This is a genomic window from Methylobacterium sp. Ger2507 (genome assembly GCF_055231875.1).
Genome location: NZ_JBUYVC010000001.1, coordinates 2944433 through 2956925, shown reverse-complemented (window position 1 = coordinate 2956925; position 12493 = coordinate 2944433). Strand labels below are relative to the sequence as shown.

The 12493-nt window shown below is 63.8% G+C and carries 23 protein-coding genes; all 23 read right to left on the bottom strand.

Features of this window, described 5'->3' with window-relative positions; translation table 11 throughout:
• Window positions 1-81: 81 nt before the first annotated feature.
• The 23 genes from rpsM to rplC all read right to left on the bottom strand — a co-directional run bounded on the left by rpsM (window position 82) and on the right by rplC (window position 12455).
• Window positions 82-450 carry a 30S ribosomal protein S13 gene (rpsM, locus tag ACV7NL_RS13740; RefSeq protein WP_019904471.1) on the bottom strand — a complete coding sequence of 123 codons (369 nt, stop codon included), beginning with the start codon at window positions 448-450 and terminating at the stop codon, window positions 82-84.
• A 227-nt stretch (window positions 451-677) separates the two neighbouring features.
• Window positions 678-1280: an adenylate kinase gene (locus tag ACV7NL_RS13735; protein ID WP_463355946.1), complete on the bottom strand. Its 603-nt coding sequence runs from the start codon at window positions 1278-1280 to the stop codon at window positions 678-680.
• 109 nt (window positions 1281-1389) lie between these two features.
• Complete coding sequence (secY, locus tag ACV7NL_RS13730; protein ID WP_056183538.1) at window positions 1390-2727, bottom strand: preprotein translocase subunit SecY; 1338 nt, start codon at window positions 2725-2727, stop codon at window positions 1390-1392.
• A 146-nt stretch (window positions 2728-2873) separates the two neighbouring features.
• Entirely contained in the window at window positions 2874-3377 is a 504-nt protein-coding gene (gene rplO / locus ACV7NL_RS13725) for a 50S ribosomal protein L15 (RefSeq protein WP_463355945.1), read from the bottom strand.
• Between the two features lie 11 nt (window positions 3378-3388).
• Window positions 3389-3580 (bottom strand): 50S ribosomal protein L30, encoded by a 192-nt coding sequence (gene rpmD, locus ACV7NL_RS13720; protein WP_056183534.1) that lies wholly within the window; start codon window positions 3578-3580, stop codon window positions 3389-3391.
• A gap of 11 nt (window positions 3581-3591) precedes the next feature.
• Window positions 3592-4179 (bottom strand): 30S ribosomal protein S5, encoded by a 588-nt coding sequence (gene rpsE, locus ACV7NL_RS13715; RefSeq protein WP_055949312.1) that lies wholly within the window; start codon window positions 4177-4179, stop codon window positions 3592-3594.
• 93 nt (window positions 4180-4272) lie between these two features.
• On the bottom strand, window positions 4273-4635 hold the full coding sequence (rplR, locus tag ACV7NL_RS13710; protein ID WP_056183532.1) for a 50S ribosomal protein L18: 363 nt from the start codon (window positions 4633-4635) through the stop codon (window positions 4273-4275).
• A 12-nt stretch (window positions 4636-4647) separates the two neighbouring features.
• On the bottom strand, window positions 4648-5181 hold the full coding sequence (gene rplF / locus ACV7NL_RS13705) for a 50S ribosomal protein L6 (RefSeq protein WP_056481098.1): 534 nt from the start codon (window positions 5179-5181) through the stop codon (window positions 4648-4650).
• A 24-nt stretch (window positions 5182-5205) separates the two neighbouring features.
• On the bottom strand, window positions 5206-5601 hold the full coding sequence (gene rpsH, locus ACV7NL_RS13700) for a 30S ribosomal protein S8 (RefSeq protein WP_055881679.1): 396 nt from the start codon (window positions 5599-5601) through the stop codon (window positions 5206-5208).
• Between the two features lie 12 nt (window positions 5602-5613).
• Window positions 5614-5919, bottom strand: a complete 306-nt coding sequence (gene rpsN / locus ACV7NL_RS13695; protein ID WP_056183527.1) for a 30S ribosomal protein S14 — start codon at window positions 5917-5919, stop codon at window positions 5614-5616.
• 40 nt (window positions 5920-5959) lie between these two features.
• Complete coding sequence (gene rplE / locus ACV7NL_RS13690) at window positions 5960-6526, bottom strand: 50S ribosomal protein L5 (RefSeq protein WP_056183525.1); 567 nt, start codon at window positions 6524-6526, stop codon at window positions 5960-5962.
• Window positions 6519-6836 (bottom strand): 50S ribosomal protein L24, encoded by a 318-nt coding sequence (gene rplX / locus ACV7NL_RS13685; RefSeq protein WP_056183523.1) that lies wholly within the window; start codon window positions 6834-6836, stop codon window positions 6519-6521. The genes rplE and rplX overlap by 8 nt, the downstream gene beginning before the upstream one ends.
• On the bottom strand, window positions 6836-7204 hold the full coding sequence (gene rplN, locus ACV7NL_RS13680) for a 50S ribosomal protein L14 (protein ID WP_055949294.1): 369 nt from the start codon (window positions 7202-7204) through the stop codon (window positions 6836-6838). The genes rplX and rplN overlap by 1 nt, the downstream gene beginning before the upstream one ends.
• Window positions 7205-7557: 353 nt before the next feature.
• Window positions 7558-7815 (bottom strand): 30S ribosomal protein S17, encoded by a 258-nt coding sequence (gene rpsQ, locus ACV7NL_RS13675; RefSeq protein ID WP_056183521.1) that lies wholly within the window; start codon window positions 7813-7815, stop codon window positions 7558-7560.
• Between the two features lie 10 nt (window positions 7816-7825).
• Entirely contained in the window at window positions 7826-8041 is a 216-nt protein-coding gene (rpmC, locus tag ACV7NL_RS13670; protein WP_018044221.1) for a 50S ribosomal protein L29, read from the bottom strand.
• A gap of 11 nt (window positions 8042-8052) precedes the next feature.
• A complete protein-coding gene (rplP, locus tag ACV7NL_RS13665; protein WP_056091591.1) occupies window positions 8053-8466 on the bottom strand; it encodes a 50S ribosomal protein L16 in 414 nt (137 codons plus the stop codon).
• Between the two features lie 47 nt (window positions 8467-8513).
• On the bottom strand, window positions 8514-9254 hold the full coding sequence (gene rpsC, locus ACV7NL_RS13660; RefSeq protein WP_056481096.1) for a 30S ribosomal protein S3: 741 nt from the start codon (window positions 9252-9254) through the stop codon (window positions 8514-8516).
• 10 nt (window positions 9255-9264) lie between these two features.
• The gene (rplV, locus tag ACV7NL_RS13655) at window positions 9265-9651 is read right to left on the bottom strand and encodes a 50S ribosomal protein L22 (protein ID WP_056183517.1); all 387 of its coding nucleotides are present in this window, start codon (window positions 9649-9651) and stop codon (window positions 9265-9267) included.
• A gap of 2 nt (window positions 9652-9653) precedes the next feature.
• Window positions 9654-9932, bottom strand: a complete 279-nt coding sequence (gene rpsS, locus ACV7NL_RS13650; RefSeq protein WP_055949278.1) for a 30S ribosomal protein S19 — start codon at window positions 9930-9932, stop codon at window positions 9654-9656.
• Window positions 9933-9937: 5 nt separating this feature from the next.
• Complete coding sequence (gene rplB, locus ACV7NL_RS13645) at window positions 9938-10774, bottom strand: 50S ribosomal protein L2 (protein ID WP_055949274.1); 837 nt, start codon at window positions 10772-10774, stop codon at window positions 9938-9940.
• 27 nt (window positions 10775-10801) lie between these two features.
• On the bottom strand, window positions 10802-11098 hold the full coding sequence (locus tag ACV7NL_RS13640) for a 50S ribosomal protein L23 (RefSeq protein WP_056091577.1): 297 nt from the start codon (window positions 11096-11098) through the stop codon (window positions 10802-10804).
• Window positions 11095-11715, bottom strand: a complete 621-nt coding sequence (gene rplD / locus ACV7NL_RS13635) for a 50S ribosomal protein L4 (protein ID WP_056481094.1) — start codon at window positions 11713-11715, stop codon at window positions 11095-11097. The genes ACV7NL_RS13640 and rplD overlap by 4 nt, the downstream gene beginning before the upstream one ends.
• Window positions 11715-12455, bottom strand: coding sequence for a 50S ribosomal protein L3 (rplC, locus tag ACV7NL_RS13630; RefSeq protein ID WP_056183512.1), 741 nt, complete (start codon window positions 12453-12455; stop codon window positions 11715-11717). The genes rplD and rplC overlap by 1 nt, the downstream gene beginning before the upstream one ends.
• Between the last annotated feature and the right edge of the window lie 38 nt (window positions 12456-12493).

Genomic DNA, 12493 nt, shown 5'->3' with positions numbered 1-12493 from the left:
GCCACCACGTGGTTCCCGACAACGGGATCCGCGACCCAAAAGAGGCGGGCCGGACGAAGCCGACCTGCCAATCTCGAATGATTACTTCTTCTTACCGGCGATCGGCTTCGACTTGCCCTTGCGGGTACGCGCGTTGGTATGCGTGCGCTGGCCGCGGACGGGCAGGTTACGGCGATGGCGCAGGCCGCGATAACAGCCGAGATCCATCAGGCGCTTGATGTTCATCGACACTTCACGACGCAGATCGCCCTCGACGATGTAGTCGCGGTCGATGGTCTCACGGATCGAGAGCACTTCGGCGTCGGTCAGCTGGTTGACGCGGCGCTCGGCCGGGATACCGACCTTGCCGGTGATCTCCTCGGCTTTCTTGGGGCCGATGCCGTGGATGTACTGAAGCGCGATGACAACGCGCTTGTTGGTCGGGATGTTGACGCCGGCGATACGAGCCAAGGGAACTCTCCATGAGGCACCGGGCGAAGGCTCGGGCCAAAGTGTGACGCGCGTCCGGTGGAGACCGGCCCATGCACGCCGTCCAAAACGAAAAATCGGCCCGCATCAGCCCCTCAATGAGGCGATCCGAACCCACTTTCGCTGAACGAAGACCGGCCCACTAGCGCGGACCAGAGAATATGTCAATCCGAGCAGCGGGCGAAATCGAAGACGCCACCGGCACCTGTTCAGGGCGCGGCGGTGGCCGACTGACGATCGAGGATCGCGACGAGATCCTCGGTCACGGCATCGACCGCCTTCATGCCATCGATCGTCTGCAGCAGACCGGTACCGGCGTAATAATCGGAAAGCGGCGCAGTCTGCTTCCGATACGCATCGAGGCGCGTCTTGAACACCTCCGGCGTGTCATCCTTACGGACGGGCTGGCCGCGCGCCGCAGTCTCCTCGGCACGCCGGGCGATACGGCCGACCAGGGCATTCTCATCGACAGCGAACTCGATCACGGTATCCAGGGCGATGCCCTTCTGCGACAGCATGGCATCGAGGGCCCTGGCCTGTTCCACGGTGCGCGGAAAGCCGTCGAGGATGAAGCCGCGCTTGGCGTCGGCCTCCTCGATCCGGTCTGCGACGATCCCGACCACGATCGCGTCCGAGACCAGTCCACCCGCCTCCATGACGCTCTTCGCCTGCAGACCGACCGGGGTTCCTGCCGAAACCGCCGCCCGCAACATGTCGCCGGTCGATAGTTGTGGGATGCCGTACCGTGCAACGATCCGCTCAGACTGCGTCCCCTTCCCCGCGCCGGGGGGCCCAAGCAGGATGATGCGCATGGTGTCGTTTCCTCAGTACGTTTTGTCTTGATCGCTCGGCAGTCCGACCCGGGAAAGCCGGTAGTCTAGCAACGGGCGCGGCAGCCGGAAAACCACCGCGGCCGTCATGTCAGCGACGGCGCGATGCCCCACGCAGTTTGGCCTTCTTGACCAAGCCCTCGTACTGATGCGCCATCAAATGACCGTGGATCTGCGCCACCGTATCCATGGTCACGGAGACAACGATCAGAAGCGAGGTCCCGCCAAAGCCAATGCTGGCTGAGGAGTAGGAGGCCAGAATCTCCGGCACCAGGCACACGAAGGTCAGGTACAGGGCGCCGATTAGGGTAATCCGCGTCAGAACCTTGTCGATGAACGCAGCCGTACGCTCACCGGGACGGATGCCGGGGATGAATCCTCCCTGCTTCTTCAGATTGTCCGCGGTTTCCTCGGGGTTGAACACCACCGCGGTATAGAAGAACGCGAAGAAGATGATCAGCGCCGCATAGAGGACCATGTAGAGGGGCCGGCCATGCCCGATATAGGTCGTGATCGTCGCCAAGATACCGGTGCCGCCATTGTTGGCCGAGAAGCTCGCGACAGTCGCGGGAAGCAGCAGCAACGATGAGGCGAAGATCGGCGGAATGACGCCGGCGGTGTTGAGCTTCAAGGGCAGGAACGAGGTCTGACCCTCGTACATCCGATTGCCGACTTGCCGCTTCGGGTAGTTGATCAACAAGCGGCGCTGAGCACGCTCCATGAACACGATGAAGTAGACCAGCGCGATCGCCGCGACGCCCATCCCGAGAATCACCGCGGAGGACAGTGCACCGGTTCGGCTGAGCTCGAGAGCGCCCACGATGGCGACCGGCAGGTGTGCGACGATGCCGGCGAAGATGATCAGGGACGAACCGTTGCCGATGCCACGCGAGGTGATCTGCTCACCGATCCACATCAGGAAGAGCGTACCTCCCGTCAGCGTGATCACCGTCGACAGGATGAAGAACGGTCCTGGGTCGATCGCCGCACTCGAGCTCTGCAAGCCGAAGGCGATACCCCACGATTGAACGAGCGCCAGCACCACCGTGAGATAGCGTGTGTACTGGTTGATGACCTTGCGGCCCGACTCGCCTTCTTTCTTCAGCGATTCCAGGCTCGGGATCACCGAGGTCAGGAGCTGGATAATGATCGAGGCGGAGATGTAGGGCATGATATTGAGCGCGAAGATCGCCATGCGCTCGACCGCACCGCCCGAGAACATATTGAACAGGCCGAGCACGCCGCCCGCCTGCTGCTGGAAGTTCCGCGCGAACTGCTCCGGATCGATCCCGGGGATCGGGATATAGGTGCCCAGACGGAAGACGATGAGCGCGCCCAGAGTGAACCAGATGCGCTTCTTGAGTTCATCGGCCTTGGCGATGGCCCCGAAGTTGAGGTTCGCGGCGAGCTGCTCGGCGGCTGAGGCCATGACACCGTTTCCTGAGATGGGTCATACGGAAGCTGCGGATCGTCTCAGACGAGACGCTCGCGCTCCCCGATAAAACGGGAACAGCGGCCACGCGCGAGGTCGCACGGGCCGCCGCTCAGAGCATCGACTTAAAGTCAGACTCGGGGCTACGCAACCACGCGGGCGGGCTTGCCGCGCGTGGACACACCATCGCCGAAGGTCACGGTGACCGCACCGCCGGCCTTCTCGACACCCTCGATCGCCGACTTCGACGCGCGGGTGACCTCGAAAGTCAGTTTGGTGGTCAGCTCACCGACGCCGAGCAGCTTCACGCCGTCACGGGCGCGAGCGCAGATGCCGGCGGCGATCAGGGTCTCGACGGTGACGGTCGCGCCCGCCTCAATGCGGCCGGCATCGACAGCCTGCTGGACGCGGCCGAGGTTCACCTCGTTCAGGTCCGTCGAGTACAGGTTGTTGAAGCCGCGCTTCGGCAGACGACGATGCAACGGCATCTGGCCGCCCTCGAAGCCCTTGATGGAAACGCCGGTCCGGGCCTTCTGACCCTTCACGCCACGTCCCGCGGTCTTGCCCTTGCCGGAGCCGATGCCCCGACCGACGCGCATCCGGTTCTTGGTGGCGCCGTCGTTATCGCGAAGTTCGTTGAGTTTCATGATGCCCTCCCTCAGGCCGCGTCGCTGACGACGCGCACGAGGTGCTGCACCTTGCGGATCATGCCGCGCACGGAGGGGGTATCCTCCAGCTCGGAAACCCGGTGCAGCTTGTTCAGCTTCAGGCCGATCAGCGTCGCGCGCTGGTCACCTTCGCGGCGAATGGGCGAGCCGATCTGCTCAACCCGGAGAGTCTTCTGTGCCATCGGACCCCCCATTACGCTACGGCTGCTTCGGACATGTCGGACGGATCGGCATCACGGCGACGGGCCTGGAGGGCCGACACCTTGAGACCGCGACGGGCCGCAACCGAACGCGGGCTGTCTTCGTTCTTGAGCGCCTCGAAGGTCGCACGCACCAGGTTGTAGGGGTTCGATGAACCGAGGCTCTTCGCCACCACGTCCTGCATGCCCAGCGTCTCGAACACGGCGCGCATCGGACCACCCGCGATGATGCCGGTACCCTGGGGGGCAGCGCGGAGAATCACCTTGCCGGCGCCATGACGACCATAGACGTCGTGATGCAGCGTACGACCCTCGCGCAGTGCGACACGGACGAGACCGCGCTTGGCAGCTTCCGTGGCTTTGCGGATCGCTTCCGGCACTTCGCGCGCCTTGCCATGGCCGAAACCGACGCGGCCCTTCTGGTCGCCGACGACGACGAGCGCCGCAAAGCCGAACCGACGGCCGCCCTTCACCACCTTGGCGACACGGTTGATGTGGACGAGCTTGTCCACGAACTCGCTGTCGCGCTCCTCGCGCTCATCGCGGCGGCCGCGGCCCCCGCCTTCACGTTCACGTGCCATTCTGTACATCCATCTCACTGGCGCGGGTGGCGGACCCGCTCGCTTGAATCGTCTGGAACGGAGAGCGACCGAAGCCGCCCTCCTCCGCCTATCTTAGAACTCGAGGCCGCCCTCACGGGCGGCGTCGGCGAGCGCCTTGACGCGCCCGTGATAGAGGTAGCCCGAGCGATCGAAGATCACCTGGGTGACACCCGCAGCCTTGGCCCGCTCAGCAACGAGCTTGCCAACCGCCTGCGCGGCGGAAACGTCGGCACCGGTCTTGAGGCCGGTGCGGAGATCCTTGTCGAGGCTCGAAGCCGAAGCGAGGGTCTTGCCCGCCGCGTCGTCGATGACCTGAACGTAGATCTGCTTGGATGAACGGAACACCGAAAGCCGGGGCCGCCCATTGGCCGCCGCCCGCAGCGCGCGGCGCACACGCGCCTTGCGGCGGTCGAGTGCATCGAATTTGCGTGACATGTTGGCCGGCCCTTACTTCTTCTTGCCTTCCTTGCGGAAGATGAACTCGCCCGCGTACTTCACGCCCTTGCCCTTGTAAGGCTCAGGGCCGCGATAGTCGCGGATCTCGGCTGCCACCTGTCCGACCACCTGCCGGTCGATGCCGGTGATGACGATTTCGGTGGGCTTCGGCACCGCGATCGTGATCCCCGCGGGGATCTCGTACTCGATGTCGTGGCTGTAGCCGAGCGAGAGCTTCAATGCCTTGCCGGCCATCGCGGCGCGGTAACCCACGCCGGTGATCTCGAGCTTCTTCTCGAAACCCTTGGAGACGCCCTCGACGAGGTTCGCCACCTGAGCTCTGGAGGTCCCCCACAGCGAGCGGGCCTCCTTCGTCTGGTTCCGGGGCTGCACCGAGACGGCGCCGTCCTCGAACTTCACGTCGACCACGTTGGGAACGACGTACTGGAGCTCGCCCTTGGAGCCCTTCATCTTAACCGTCTGACCGGTCACCGTGGCCGTCACACCGGACGGGACGGGAACGGGCTTCTTGCCTACGCGAGACATCGCCTTATTCCTCCAAGTCCGAGATCAGAACACCTTGCAGAGCACTTCACCGCCGACGTTGCGCTCGCGCGCCTCGTGGTCGGCCATGACGCCCTGCGGGGTGGACACGATGGTGACGCCGAGACCGTCGGCGACGCGCGGCAGCTCGCCAACCGACGAGTAGACGCGGCGGCCGGGCTTCGACACGCGCTGGATCGAGCGGATGACGGGCTGGCCGTCGTAGTATTTCAGCTCGATCGCGAACTCGGTACGGCCGTTGCCGTAATCCGTGGTCGCGTAGTCGCGGATGTAGCCCTCGGACTTGAGGACGTCGAGCACACTGGCGCGCAGACGCGAACCAGGCGTCTGGACGACGTTGCGGCGGCGCTGCTGACCATTGCGGATGCGGGTGAGCATATCACCCACGGGATCGTTGACCATGGTGGTTGCTCCTTACCAGCTCGACTTGACGAGACCGGGGATCAGACCCTGGTTGCCGAGTTCGCGCAGCGCGATGCGCGAGATGCCCATCTTGCGATAGAAGGCACGCGGCCGGCCGGTCATGCCGCAACGGTTGCGGATGCGGGTGGGGGACGAGTTGCGGGGCAGTTCCGCGAGCTTCAGGCGCGCCTCGAAGCGCTCCTCCATCTCGAGGGACTCGTCATTCGCCGTGGCAAGCAGCGCCTTGCGCTTGGGAGCATAGAGCTTCACCAGCGCTTCGCGGTGCTTGTTCTTCTCGATCGAGCTTTTCTTTGCCATTTCTCTCTCCGGTGTCCGCGTCTGAGACCCTAACGGGAGCTCACTGCCGGAACGGGAATCGGAACTGCGTGAGGAGCGCGCGCGCCTCAGCATCGGTGCGTGCCGTCGTCTGGATGACGATGTCCATGCCCCAGGTGGCCTCGGCCTTGTCGTACGAGATCTCCGGGAACACGAGGTGCTCTTTCAGACCGAGGGCATAGTTGCCATTGCCGTCGAAAGAGCGCGGGTTCAGGCCGCGGAAGTCGCGAACGCGCGGGAGCGCGATCGTAATCAGCCGATCCATGAACTCGTACATGCGCTGCTTGCGCAGCGTCACCTTGCAGCCGATCGGCATCCCCTCACGGACCTTGAAGGTCGCGATGGCCTTACGGGCCTTGGTGATGACCGGCTTCTGGCCGGCGATGAGGGCCAGATCGCCGGCGGCAACCGAAGCCTTCTTGGAGTCCGCGGTCGACTCACCGACACCCATGTTGATCACGATCTTCTCGATGACCGGAACCTGCATGGGGTTCTTGTAGCCGAACTCTTCGATCAGCTTCTGGCGCACCACTTCGTCGTAGTGCTTGCGCAGGCGCGGGGTGTACCCGTCAGTGTTCTTCTCAGCCATCGATCAGATCCCCCGAGCGCTTGGCGAACCGGACTTTGCGGCCGTCGTCGAGAATGCGGAAACCAACGCGCGTGGGCTGACCATCCTTGGGGTCGGCGACGGCGATGTTGGACAGGTGAATCGCAGCTTCCTTGGAGACGATGCCGCCTTCCTGGTTCTGCGTCTGCTTCTGGTGCTTCTTGACCAGGTTGATGCCGCGAACGAGCGCGCGATCTTCCTTGGGGAGCACCTGGATGACCTCGCCGGAACGACCCTTGTCGCGACCGGTGAGGACGACGACCTTGTCGCCTTTCTTGACCTTAGCGGCCATTACAGCACCTCCGGCGCGAGCGAGATGATCTTCATGTGGTTGCGGGCGCGCAGCTCGCGCGGAACCGGTCCGAAGATACGGGTGCCGATCGGCTCCTTTTGATTGTTGATCAGAACGGCAGCGTTCTTATCGAAGCGAATCACCGACCCATCGGGACGCTTCACTTCCTTCGCCGTGCGAACGACGACCGCCTTCATGACGTCGCCCTTCTTCACGCGGCCCCGGGGAATTGCTTCCTTGACGGAGACCACGATGATGTCGCCGACACCGGCGTATTTACGCTTCGACCCGCCCAGAACCTTGATGCACATCACGCGGCGCGCACCAGAGTTGTCGGCGACGTCCAGATTCGTCTGCATCTGGATCACGGGCAGTGACCTTTCCTTGTTTCAGGCGGGTTTCCGCACGCGGACGGTATTGTCCGGCGGACGACGCCTGATGGGGATCTGATGTCCCCGGCTCATATGAAGCACCGCGCTATCGGTGTCCGTAGACCCCGGCGCGGTCGCCGCGTACGAAGGGTGCGAACACCCCTCTCACCTGTCGCGAAGGCATGGCCATTACACCGGCAGGCCAAATCACGCAAGGTGTATTTCGGTAACCGGCGGTACAGCCGGGAACCACCGGACACAGCCTCAGCCGATCCAGAATCGGCCGCGACAACGAAAAAGCGGGCGCAGGGATCTGCGCTCGCTTCGACGTCGATGCATCTCGGTCAGGCCTAAGCCGGAGCCACCTCGTTGGCGGGAGCACCCTCGACGAGCTTCCAAGTTTTGGTCTTGGAGAACGGACGGCACTCCTCGATCGACACGGTCTGGCCGACCTTGGCGATGTTAGTCTCATCGTGAGCGTGGTAGTTCTTCGAACGACGGACGGTCTTCTTCATCACCGGGTGGGTGAAGCGACGCTCCACCTTGACGACGATGGTCTTCTCGCCCTTGTCGCTAACAACGACACCCTGCAATACGCGCTTCGGCATGATGTACTCCTCAGGCCTGCGCGGACTTCAGCGTCTTCTGACGCTGGAGCGTGCGAACGCGGGCGATATCGCGGCGGACTTCACGGACACGCGCGACGTTCTCGAGCTGACCGGTGGCACCCTGGAAGCGCAGGTTGAACTGCTCCTTCTTCAGGTTCAGCAACTCATCGTTCAGCTGATCGGGCGACAAGGCGGCCAGATCCGACTGTCTTTGCGACGACTTCATGATCCCCTCCCTCAATCAGCGATGCGCTGGACGACGCGCGTGCGGATGGGAAGTTTCGCTGCGCCGAGGCGCAGGGCCTCCTTCGCAACGTCCTCGGCCACGCCGTCGACTTCGAACATGATGCGTCCGGGATGCACGCGAGCAGCCCAGAACTCCGGAGCACCCTTACCGGAGCCCATGCGGACTTCGGTGGGCTTCGCAGTGACCGGAACGTCCGGGAAGATCCGGATCCAGACACGGCCCTGGCGCTTCATCTCACGGGTGATGGCGCGGCGAGCCGCCTCGATCTGACGCGCAGTGATGCGCTCGGGCTCGATGGCCTTCAGGCCGAACGTCCCGAAGTTAAGGTCGAAACCGCCCTTGGCCGCGCCGTGAATGCGACCCTTGAACTGCTTACGAAACCTGGTCTTCTTGGGTTGCAACATGGCAGCCTCTCAACACCTTTCTGGGTGACGGGGTCACGAACACGCCGTCAGGCGTGCTCGCGCCGGCCGCGCTCGCGGCCACCCTCACCATCGCGCTCGCGACGGCCGCCCGAACGGCCACCCTCTTCCTGCGCCTTCTTATCCTGTGCCATCGGGTCGTGCTCGAGGATTTCGCCCTTGAACACCCAAACCTTGATCCCGCACGTCCCGTAGGTTGTGAAGGCGGTCGCGACGCCATAGTCGACATCGGCGCGGAGCGTGTGCAGCGGGACGCGTCCCTCGCGATACCATTCCTGGCGGGCGATCTCGGCGCCGCCGAGACGGCCCGAACAGTTGATCCGGATGCCCTCGGCGCCGAGACGCATCGCCGACTGAACAGCGCGCTTCATGGCACGACGGAAGGCGACACGGCGCTCCAGCTGCTGAGCGATCGAGTCGGCCACCAGCGTGGCGTCGATCTCGGGCTTGCGCACCTCGACGATATTGATCGTCACCTCGGCCTTGGTCAGCGTACCGACCAGCTTGCGCAACTTCTCGATATCCGCACCCTTCTTGCCGATGACCACGCCCGGACGACCCGAGTGGATGGTGACACGGCACTTCCGGTGCGGACGCTCGATGACGATCTTCGAAACAGCAGCCTGCTTGAGCTGCTTCATGAGGGCGGCGCGGATCGCGACGTCCTCGTGCATGAGCTTCGCATATTCACCCTTCTGGGCGAACCAGCGGGAATCCCAGGTCCGGTTGATACCGAGCCGGAGACCGATCGGATTGACTTTCTGGCCCATCAGGTCCTCCTCACGCCGCTTCGGCGGTCGGGACTTCGCGCACCACGATGGTGAGGTTCGCGAAGGGCTTCAGGATACGGGCGCCGCGGCCACGCGCACGGGCGTGGAACCGCTTCAGCACGAGGGCTTTGCCAACGAACGCCTGGGTGACGACGAGATCGTCGACGTCCAGGTTGTGGTTGTTCTCAGCATTGGCGATCGCGCTCTCGAGGCACTTCTTGACCTCGCGGGCGATCCGCTTGCGGGAGAATTCGAGATCGGCCAATGCCGAATCGACCTTCTTGCCGCGAATGAGCTGCGCGACGAGATTGAGCTTCTGGGGGCTGACGCGCAGCATGCGCGCGACGGCTTGAGCCTCGTTCTCGGGGAGCGCGCGGGGAGTGGCGGGCTTACCCATGATCAGCGCCTCTTCGACTTCTTGTCGGCTGCGTGACCGTGGAAGGTTCGGGTCGGCGAGAACTCACCGAACTTGTGGCCGACCATTTCCTCGGAGACGTAGACCGGGATGTGCTTCTGCCCGTTGTGCACACCAAAGGTGAGGCCAACGAACTGCGGCAGGATCGTGGAGCGGCGGCTCCAGATCTTGATGACTTCGTTACGGCTGGAACCGCGAGCGGCTTCAGCCTTCTTGAGGAGGTAGCCGTCGATGAACGGCCCCTTCCAGAGCGAGCGTGCCATGGGCGTTACTTCTTACGGTTATGACGGCTGGACAGGATGAAGACGTCGGTCCGCTTGTTCGAGCGGGTCTTCTTCCCCTTCGTGGGAACGCCCCAGGGCGTGACCGGGTTACGGCCGCCGGAAGTGCGTCCCTCGCCGCCGCCGTGCGGGTGGTCGACCGGGTTCATGGCAACGCCGCGAACGTGCGGGCGCTTGCCGAGCCAGCGGTTGCGGCCGGCCTTGCCGAGCGAGATGTTCATGTGGTCCGGGTTCGAAACCGCGCCGACGCTGGCGAAGCACTGACCATGGACCAGGCGCTGCTCGCCGGAGTTCAGACGAAGCGTCACGTAGCCCTGATCGCGACCCACGATCTGGGCGTAGTTGCCGGCTGAGCGGGCGATTGCGCCGCCCTTGCCGATCTTCAGCTCCACGTTGTGGACAATCGTGCCCACCGGCATGTTGCCGACCGGACCGGCATTGCCGGGCTTGATGTCGACCTGTTCGGCCGCGATCACCTTATCGCCGGGCGACAGACGCTGCGGAGCCAAGATGTAGCTCTGCGTGCCATCGGGGAAGGCGATCAGCGCGATGAACGCCGTGCGGTTCGGATCGTATTCGATCCGCTCGACGGTGGCGGACACGCCCATCTGCTCGCGACGCTTGAAATCCACGTTGCGGAGCGTGCGCTTGTGACCGCCGCCGCGAAAGCGAACCGTGATGCGGCCGAGGTTGTTGCGGCCGCCGGACGACGACTTGCCCTCAGTGAGCTTCTTGACCGGCTTGCCCTTGTAGAGCTCACGGCGGTCGACGAGCACGAGCTGGCGAAGGCTCGGCGTGACCGGTTTGAATGTCTTCAAGGCCATCGGTGGTAATCCTTAACCCGACTTGTCTCAGAGGCCGGTCGTGACGTCGATCGTCTCACCCTCGGCGAGGGTCACGATCGCTTTCTTCACGTCCGAGCGCTGTCCGCGAAGCCCGCGGAAAATCTTCTTCTTGCCCTTGGTGACGAGCGTATTCACGCCCGTGACCTTGACGTCGAACAGCTTCTCGACCGCTTCTTTGATCTGCGGCTTCGTCGCCTTCGGGGCTACCCGGAACACGACCTTGTTCTGTTCGGTGAGGTTCGTCGCCTTCTCGGTGATGACCGGGGAGACGATGATGTCGTAGTGGCGCGGATCGGCACTCATTGGAAACGCGCCTCCAGCGCATCGATCGCTGCGCGGGTCAGCACGAGCTTCTCGCGACGCAGGATGTCGTAGACGTTGATGCCTTGGACCGGAAGCACGTCGATCTGCGGAATGTTCCGGGCAGCGCGGGCAAAGTTAACGTCGACCTCGGCACCGCCGATGATCAGAGCGCTGGACAGCCCCATCTTCTCGAAACGCTCGACAAGCGCCTTGGTCTTACCCTCGGCCAGCTTCACGTCATCGATGATGATGAGGGTGGAATCCTTCACCTTCGCCGAAAGGGCATGCTTCAGAGCGAGAGCACGGACCTTCTTCGGCAGGTCGTGTGCGTGGCTGCGCACGACCGGTCCGAAAGCGCGTCCACCGCCGCGGAACTGAGGTGCCGACGCCGCGCCGTGACGTGCGTTACCCGTACCCTTCTGCTTGTACAGCTTCTTGCGGGTGCGGTTCACGTCGGACCGGTTCTTCACAGCGTGGGTGCCGGCCTGACGCTTAGCGAGCTGCCAACGCACCATGCGCTGGAGCAGGTCGACGCGGGGCTCGAGACCGAAGATGGTCTCGTTGAGGTCGACCGATCCGGCACCTTCGCCGTCGAGCGTGGTGATATCGATCTGCATCACGCGTTCTCCTCGGAAGCGGGAGCCTCGGGAGCCGGTGCCTCGGTCGCGGGAGCCGAAGCGCCCAGCTCACGGAACTTACCAGGCTGCGGAACGTCCGCGGGGAGCTTACGCTTCACCGCGTCGCGGATCTGAATCCAACCGCCGGCGACACCGGGGACGGCGCCCTCGACGAGGATGAGGCCACGCTCAGGGTCCGTGCGCACGACACGCAGGTTCTGGGTGGTGACCCGATCGACGCCCATGTGACCGGGCATCTTCTTGTTCTTGAACGTCTTGCCCGGATCCTGGCGCCCACCGGTCGAACCGATCGAACGGTGCGAGATGGACACGCCGTGGGTGGCGCGAAGGCCACCGAAGTTCCAGCGCTTCATACCTCCGGCGAAGCCCTTACCCGTGGTCGTACCCGTCACATCGACGAACTGGCCCGGAATGAAGTGGTCGGCGGTGATCTCGGCGCCGACCGGGATCAGCTTGTCCTCGGACACGCGGAACTCGGCAAGCTTCTGCTTGGGCTCGACCTTGGCGACTGCGAACCGGCCGCGCTCGGCAGCCGACACGTTCTTCACCTTGGCCTTGCCTACGCCGACCTGAAGGGCGACGTAGCCGTTCTTCTCGACGGTACGGTGGGCAACCACCTGGCATTGATCGATTTTGAGCACTGTGACGGGGACATGTTCGCCTGCATCCGTAAAGATGCGGGTCATGCCGACCTTCTGTGCGATGACGCCTGAGCGCATAGGTGTCTCCCTCGCGCGATTCTACGGTAAGCTCTAAA